At 35.9% G+C, this 6,919-nt stretch carries 5 protein-coding genes, 1 tRNA gene and 1 pseudogene; 5 read left to right on the top strand and 2 right to left on the bottom strand.

Annotation, left to right across the window (positions count from 1 at the left end; translation table 11 throughout):
* The 3 genes and pseudogenes from KA858_RS09980 to KA858_RS09970 all read left to right on the top strand — a co-directional run.
* Positions 1-235: hypothetical protein (locus KA858_RS09980; RefSeq protein WP_210135586.1), on the top strand; the 235-nt coding region annotated here is incomplete at its 5' end.
* Between the two features lie 72 nt (positions 236-307).
* Positions 308-679, top strand: a pseudogene (locus KA858_RS09975) (VOC family protein); the annotation flags it as partial.
* 249 nt (positions 680-928) lie between these two features.
* Positions 929-1,219, top strand: coding sequence for a hypothetical protein (locus KA858_RS09970; RefSeq protein WP_210135585.1), 291 nt, complete (start codon positions 929-931; stop codon positions 1,217-1,219).
* 246 nt (positions 1,220-1,465) lie between these two features.
* Here the strand turns inward: KA858_RS09970 and lip are convergent, their stop codons facing one another.
* Together lip and KA858_RS09960 are read right to left on the bottom strand one after the other, a co-directional pair.
* Positions 1,466-3,676, bottom strand: coding sequence for a YSIRK-targeted triacylglycerol lipase (gene lip / locus KA858_RS09965; protein WP_210135584.1), 2,211 nt, complete (start codon positions 3,674-3,676; stop codon positions 1,466-1,468).
* A gap of 372 nt (positions 3,677-4,048) precedes the next feature.
* Positions 4,049-4,138: transfer RNA gene (locus KA858_RS09960), tRNA-Ile, on the bottom strand.
* A gap of 235 nt (positions 4,139-4,373) precedes the next feature.
* Between KA858_RS09960 and KA858_RS09955 the strand changes: the two genes are divergently transcribed.
* Both KA858_RS09955 and KA858_RS13110 read left to right on the top strand, forming a co-directional pair.
* Positions 4,374-5,237 carry a trypsin-like serine peptidase gene (locus KA858_RS09955; protein ID WP_210135583.1) on the top strand — a complete coding sequence of 288 codons (864 nt, stop codon included), beginning with the start codon at positions 4,374-4,376 and terminating at the stop codon, positions 5,235-5,237.
* Between the two features lie 526 nt (positions 5,238-5,763).
* A complete protein-coding gene (locus KA858_RS13110) occupies positions 5,764-6,639 on the top strand; it encodes a hypothetical protein (RefSeq protein ID WP_481906473.1) in 876 nt (291 codons plus the stop codon).
* The last annotated feature ends 280 nt before the right edge of the window (positions 6,640-6,919 follow it).

Raw genomic sequence — 6,919 nt, 5'->3', positions numbered from 1 at the left:
TTTTTATTCATCTTTCCCAGTTTTTCAGCTTCTTGAATGGGAGTGGGACAGAATTCTTTTTAAATTCGTCGTCCACTCCCAGCTTGCTTTGCTTGTAGAATTTCTTGATGAAATTCTCTTTGCTGGGGCCCCGACCCCAACTTGCTTAGCTTGTAAAATCACTTTCGTGATTTTTTGTGTTGGGGCCCCGCTCACCTCCGCAAGGATGACTAGAACTGAGAAAAGCTTGATTTAAGCGCATTTTCAGTTCAGTCAGCTACTGCGAATTTGCAAAATAGCACCATCATATTATTTATGTCCCAGGCTCCTTAATGGTAAGATTGCCTATGATAGTCAACGAAAGAACGACGTGCCACGTGGTGGAGAAACGGTTGAACGCATACTTGGCTTGTATCAAGGTCAAGCGCAATCATTACAGGATATTGGTTTTACACATATTTCATTTTATATCGGGGCAGAACATTTTGATGAAGCTGTTAAACAGTTAACGCGTGCTGGTGGACAGCCGATATCTGAGCCTCATGCGAATACAAAATATGAAGATAAGGAAGGTAACTGTACCGTTTATGTGAAAAGTCCGTGGGGAAGCTTAATCGAATTACAAACCGTGCCAAATGGATTTTACTATCCAGATGATAGCGAAGCAGCTGTTTTTGTGCCGAAAAAGTTAGACGATTGATTAGTGAAAAATATATCAATATTCATTAATATGACACATTTGTCATATTTAAAAATTTAAGTATTTTCTCCTTTTGAATTAAGGTATAATGCCTTTATCAAGCCTTTCAAGGGGCTTAATGAGCTAGATGTTATAGGGGGATTCGGGCTGTTTGATAGATACTATTTTGAATATCTATGCTTAAAAAGGGTATAAATTTAAAGACATAAATTTTTTGATATGTCAACAAAATTTAAGGGAGTAATAGTCATGATTGATATTCAAATTCAAAAATCAGAATTAATCGAAGCAATTGAAAGTATTGTAAAAGAAAAAGTATATGTTGAAAGTGACGATGCATGTGAAGTATTAGCGACTGAGATTGTCAATGGCTTGGAAGAGTTGAATAGCGATGAAACGCAAGCGAATAATTTGCTAGGTCTAAATAGTGAATTGCAGCACAAGGTAGATCAATCAAATGGCGCAATCGATAAAGTAATCGTCTCCACTGCAGGTAATGCCTCCAGTAACGTACAATCTATGAATGCGCGTGCGAAATAGTCAGTCGTGGTTAACATAATCATGATGAACAAGAGACCTTTCAAGTACAATGGCAATCAACGACAAATGATAAGCACCACCTATGTTAAGAAGCAAATGCTTTTTAAGATAAGTGGTGCTTATTTGATTTGTCATTTATTTATGAAAATAAGACTTTCAAAATATTAAATAAAGAACCTATTAATTGAAGCACAGTACCAGACATGAGAGGACCTCCCTTCGGTTAGATTGAAATATGTGTTAAGCCTAACGTGTTAGCGACTCACTTTGAACTAAATCATCGGCTAAACTATGCCAAAATTGTTGTAGTTCGTCTCTAGTACGCTTCGTATCAGAACTGTCTTGACCTACAAAATCGATGTGGTCCCAATCGTGTTTCGTTGGAGTGACTTGCCAAATGCCTTTTTGATTCGTATCTGTAGCTTGAGTAAAGGCTTGATTAAATGGATGTTGTGACGAAATAACAGACACTAAGCCATCATTTTCTCGCCATTCTTTTTCAGCTACTTTGCCGATCACATTAGCAGTAAGGGTGAACGGGAAATATAAATTTAAATCTGATTTTTGACGTCCGAATAATGACGCATGTGTTGATTCACCAGTGTATGTTTTATATACAATATTTGGATTTAAAGATGTTTGGCGATTAAGATTTGTCGCGCCTTCACGTGTTAAATCATAAAAGCCATTGTCTTTTGTTTGCCATAATTTAGAATCTTTAACACGTTTGGCGTAGTCGATATAAGATTCATTCGGTTGTTGTTTTAGACCCCATTGAGACAGACCGAAGTCTACACGTGAATCTTTATTGCCAAGTACTTTTCCTGCGTCAAAGACAATTTGACGAATAAGCGCCTCGTTACCTAATAAATCTGATGCATGTGTACCGTTATGTGGCGTACCAAGCGTCGTTATGGAAGAAATCATATTGTCGTGTTGACCTTGGTATAATGGTGAAATTTCGCCACCATGAACACGTTGGTATTCCTGTTCTTCTGGATTACCATTTCTTAATAATGCCTCTAATTGACGAATGGTCTGACCACCCATACTATGTCCAACTAGATGGACTTTTTGACCTGGTTGCCAATCTTTATAGACACCTTCGTATGTTTTGCCGTAACGCTCATGACCATATTTGGTAGCGTGTGCAGCCCCATAATCAACCGTTCCACCTTTAATATAGTAATAAAGTTCAACGGCACGATCGTAGTTACTACCAAATGCACTAATACTTGCTTCATAAGATTCATAACCGTTTTCTTCTAAATCTTGGCGAATGTTTAATTTATCGCCACCCCAATAATGTGCTAATACAGATGGGCTTATATCATCAGTAAAACCACTAAAGCCGTGAACTAAAATAATAGGATCTTGGTTTTTATACTGAGCTTGTTTCGCAACTTTATTAGTTTGATCTTTTGTGCCACTTGCCGCTTGAGATTTAGATTGCGTATTGGTTGTTGCGACTGAATTATTTTTAAGTGTATTTAACCCTGATTGTGCATCTTTATCTTCCTTAGAAGGGTTGTCGTTATTGAAAGGGTTAGTTTGTGCATCAATAGAAATGTTAGCATGATCGCCCTTTTCTGTGTTGAGATTTTGTGATGCTTGAGTTGCCGTTGCCTCTTTTTTAGTTATCGTTTGTTGCTGTGACGGTGTGGTTGCTTTAAGTGCCTCGCTTTGATGGTTATCTTTTAGTTGTGATGACGCTTGTTGATTGTCGTCTTTTGATTGAGTGGATTGCGTTGACTGTTGTTGTTCAGTTGCGCCACTCTTGCTCGAATGTACGTCATTTGAAGACACACTTGTATCCTTAGATTTAACAGTATTTGAACGGGGTTGATTTAAGTCCGCTTGTTTAGTTTCAGATGTTTGGTTAACTTGTGGTTCAGTATGTGGTGTCACTTTCTTAGTTAAATCATCCGTCTTCGATGATGGTTCAGATGATTGTAAAGATCGTTCATCTTGTTCTAATGATGCTGCGTGTTCTGTTGATGTGACTTCGTTAGTAGTTGTTTTAGAAGTTGGTGTTTCAGTTGAATGTGTTTGTTGAGAAGTTGATGTCACTTCTGTGTGTTGATTGTCTGTATTTGAATCTGGCTTCTCAGATTCTTCAGTAGAAGGTTGATGCGTCTCGTTGGAAGAAACATGATCCTTAGATGCATCCGTTTGATGAAGTTCATTATGTAAGCTTGTTTGATTGTTATTTTCATTTTTAATTTGAGACACATTGTGCTTTGCTTGTTCAACGGATTGAACTTGTCCCTTTTGAGCTTCTGGTGTGTCATTATCCCCAATAGATTGTGCTGACGCCGTATCAGGAGTTCCCAATTCCTGTTGTTTCTCGGCTGCCTGTGCTGAGCCACCTCCCATGAATAGCAATGTCGCTACTACAATTGATGACGCACCTACGCTTAATTTACGAATACTAAATCGGTTCTCTTTTGTTTTCATAAACAGCACCTCTATTTTATTTAATTTTTGAAAATGTAAATCAGTGAATCCATGTTAGATAAATAAATTAATAATTACACGTGGTAAGAATTCAAACAATTTGCTAAATATCGCCTTAATTTCTTCCATAATGACCTTCCTTTCTTTTGAAAAGAGAAAGCGTTTGCAGAACTAGGTAAAAAAATATGTATTGATAAGGACAGTTCAAGTGGAAAAACGTATCTCTTTCAAAGTAATTTAAACAAATAGTAACCTTGCTCACTAGCAATTGTCAATGACTTAGTAGGAATCGTTTTTTATATGGCAACGAGTTGGGACGATCTTTAAATCATAAAAAAGACTGAAACGATCATCGTTCCAGTCTAGAAATAGCGGAGAGGGAAGGATTTGAACCAACGCGAGCAAAAAGCTCCTACCAATCATAAATGATTGGCCTCTTTAGCCAGGCTTGAGTACCCCTCCATAAATATATTTTTTAAATATGTTTTACAGTTTACCTCTATCAATTTATTTTGTAAACAAAAAATACTTTGTTTTTGTTATTAAATTAAAAAATAAGTCTAAAGTTTTATTAAAAAATAAGTCTAAAGACGTATATTGTCCGACTAATATCATATAATAATATTGAAAAATTATTATATTGAGCGATGTATGTCGTGACATAGCTATATAAAAGAAAGGTATTGAGGAGAATAATATGTGGAAATCAAAAGTTGGTAAAACATTTATTGCAAGTGTAGTGATTGGAACAACGATGTTTGGTTATGCTAGTCATCATGATGAAGCGCAAGCTGTTGGTAACTATTATTATGATGGCTTACATGCAGGTGAGTACTCAGGATATTTAAAAGCTAAAAAGATCAGTAACAGTTCAATTTCAAACAAATATTATCCAAATGCATCCCAAAGTAATTTGAAATCTATTGGTCGTGTTTCGAATTTAAATGGTTGGAAAGTGGGGATTCCAGAATATAAAGGACAAGACTCAATGGGTACTGGCACGGTTATTGGAGCGCATACTTTTGTCACAAATGGACATGTTATTGATGATAAATATGGTAAAGCCGCAGCACCAAAATATATTAAATTTCAATTGAATCGTAATGGTAAATCAATACCTTATACTTTTCATGCGAGTGAAGTGATTAAAGTACCGCAATATGATATTGCGATAGTCCACACTAAAGAAAATATGTCGAAGTATGCTAAACCAATGCGTATTGCGACAGATTCTGAAATTAAGAAATTGAAATTTAATACACCATTATATTCATTAGGTTACTCAAAAATTAATGGTGACAATACGAAACCATATCTTAGTAAATTTCGCGTAACACAATTTTCCCCTAATGGTTCAGAAATTCAAACGAAAGACATTTTTAGATCAGGTGCGTCAGGTTCGCCTATGTTAAATAGCAAATATACTACAATGTACGGTATGAGAACGTATGGACACAATTTAGGTGGTACTGCTACCGATATGTATGCTAAGCAAGAAGCTTCTGGAGGAGAATCTTTCAAAGGATATGCTGGCAAATTTGTTCGTCAACATATTAAGTAATTTGATTAAATAAATTGAATTACAAGCGTTTCGCAATTTATTTTACAAAGGGATTAAAGGGTGGAGAGAAATGAAGAAAAATTATTTAATGATTGGTGCGCTTACTGGAACAATGTTATTAGCTGGTTGTAGTTTAAGTAACTTTGGACTTGGAAATGGAGCATCCGACGATAATAACAAATCATCACAAACGGATAAATCGAATAACGATAGTAATTCGAAATCTGATAATAGTACTAATAATAAGAAAAATAATGATGCGAATTCAGTAAACAGTGTTAAAGATTTAAATCAAGCAGAGAAAGTGGCATTAGCGCTAAGTGATGACCGTGTGTCTAATATAGCGATAACTGCCAATGATTTAAAGCGTCATTCATACATTGAAAATAGTAATACTGGGAAAAGGCAACAAAGTATAGATAAATACGAATTACAAGCAACTGGAGAAGCAGTTGAAGACGCACCAGAAGGGATGACATTTTATAGTGCTTCACCTGGCAAAGGATCCTTTGCGACGTTAATCGGTGTGAGTGATGATAAAGTAGCAGTAATAGGTACGCAAAATATAGGCAAATATCAACAATTTATTCAATCCGACTTAGGATATGAACTTGATGTTAAAGATTTATATCATAAATATGGCAAAGATTCAGATTATAAGAAAGTGGCAAAACAAATTTCGATTAGTGGCGGTTCTAATAGTACGCATTCGGCCGACAGTAATGATAAAAATACGAAAGAATACTTTGCTAAAGTGTGGCTGACAGCACGAAATGACGCGGATGAAATATTTAATGGAGAAGACCATACGTATGAACCTATAGATATGTCGGGCAAACCGATTAATTCATATAATGAAGATGCGTCAGAGGTGTACCCTGAGGGAACGATCGTATTAGCACCGTCTGTTAATGCGTTAGGTCACATTACGTTTAAAGATAATAATGATGGAACAGTCACATTTTATGATGTACCAAGTCATTTCCAAGATCATCGTTGGACTGAAGATGGCTACTCTAAACAAGAAACTGCTCGAATTTTAAATAATGGTCAAACGAAGAAGATGAAGAACGCGTCAGATTCAGAAATTGAAAAGGTAGCAAGTCATATTACGTCAGAAACAGCTAGACAACCTGAAGATTTCGATAGTTCAAACTCAGAAGATAACGATAATAGTTCAAGTGATGAAACGGTGACACGCGATAATGTCATTGATAAAGTCGAAGCATACGAAGGGCATACCTTAGATACAGACACATACACTTATAAAGAACCAGAAAAAAATTCTGACGGCGATTGGGGCTTCTCATTTACTGATAAAAATGGTGAATTAGCTGGATCATATATAGTAACCTCAGACGGTAGCGTTACGAAATATGATGAAAATGGTGAAGAAGAATAAGTTAATAATATATAAGGCACCTCGTTAATTTAGTTTAGTGATGTTCACTAAATTAACGAAGTGCCTAATTTATTGTAATTTGGAGATACATAGTTGAATTACGAAAATCTCTTTGCTGGGGAAAAGGAACGTAAATGTTCACACACTTACGTAAGTAGTTCTAATGATTAAAATCAAAGAACTGCTTTAGAGCCTTTCCCACAGGAAAGCGAAATAACTTAAGCAAGCAAAATCTATCTATGAACTACTTTACGAACACTTTTATTATTTGACGAATTGT

This window comes from Staphylococcus sp. GDX8P80P (assembly GCF_017893095.1).
GTDB classification, from domain to species: Bacteria; Bacillota; Bacilli; order Staphylococcales; family Staphylococcaceae; genus Staphylococcus; species Staphylococcus borealis.
This window is presented reverse-complemented; position numbering and strand designations above follow the sequence as displayed.

Excerpts from the sequence above, each read along its gene's own strand:
- KA858_RS09970 (WP_210135585.1), top strand. The coding sequence starts at position 929 with ATGATTGATATTCAAATTCAAAAATCAGAATTAATCGAAGCAATTGAA.
- lip (WP_210135584.1), bottom strand. The coding sequence starts at position 3,676 with ATGAAAACAAAAGAGAACCGATTTAGTATTCGTAAATTAAGCGTAGGT.
- KA858_RS09955 (WP_210135583.1), top strand. The coding sequence starts at position 4,374 with ATGTGGAAATCAAAAGTTGGTAAAACATTTATTGCAAGTGTAGTGATT.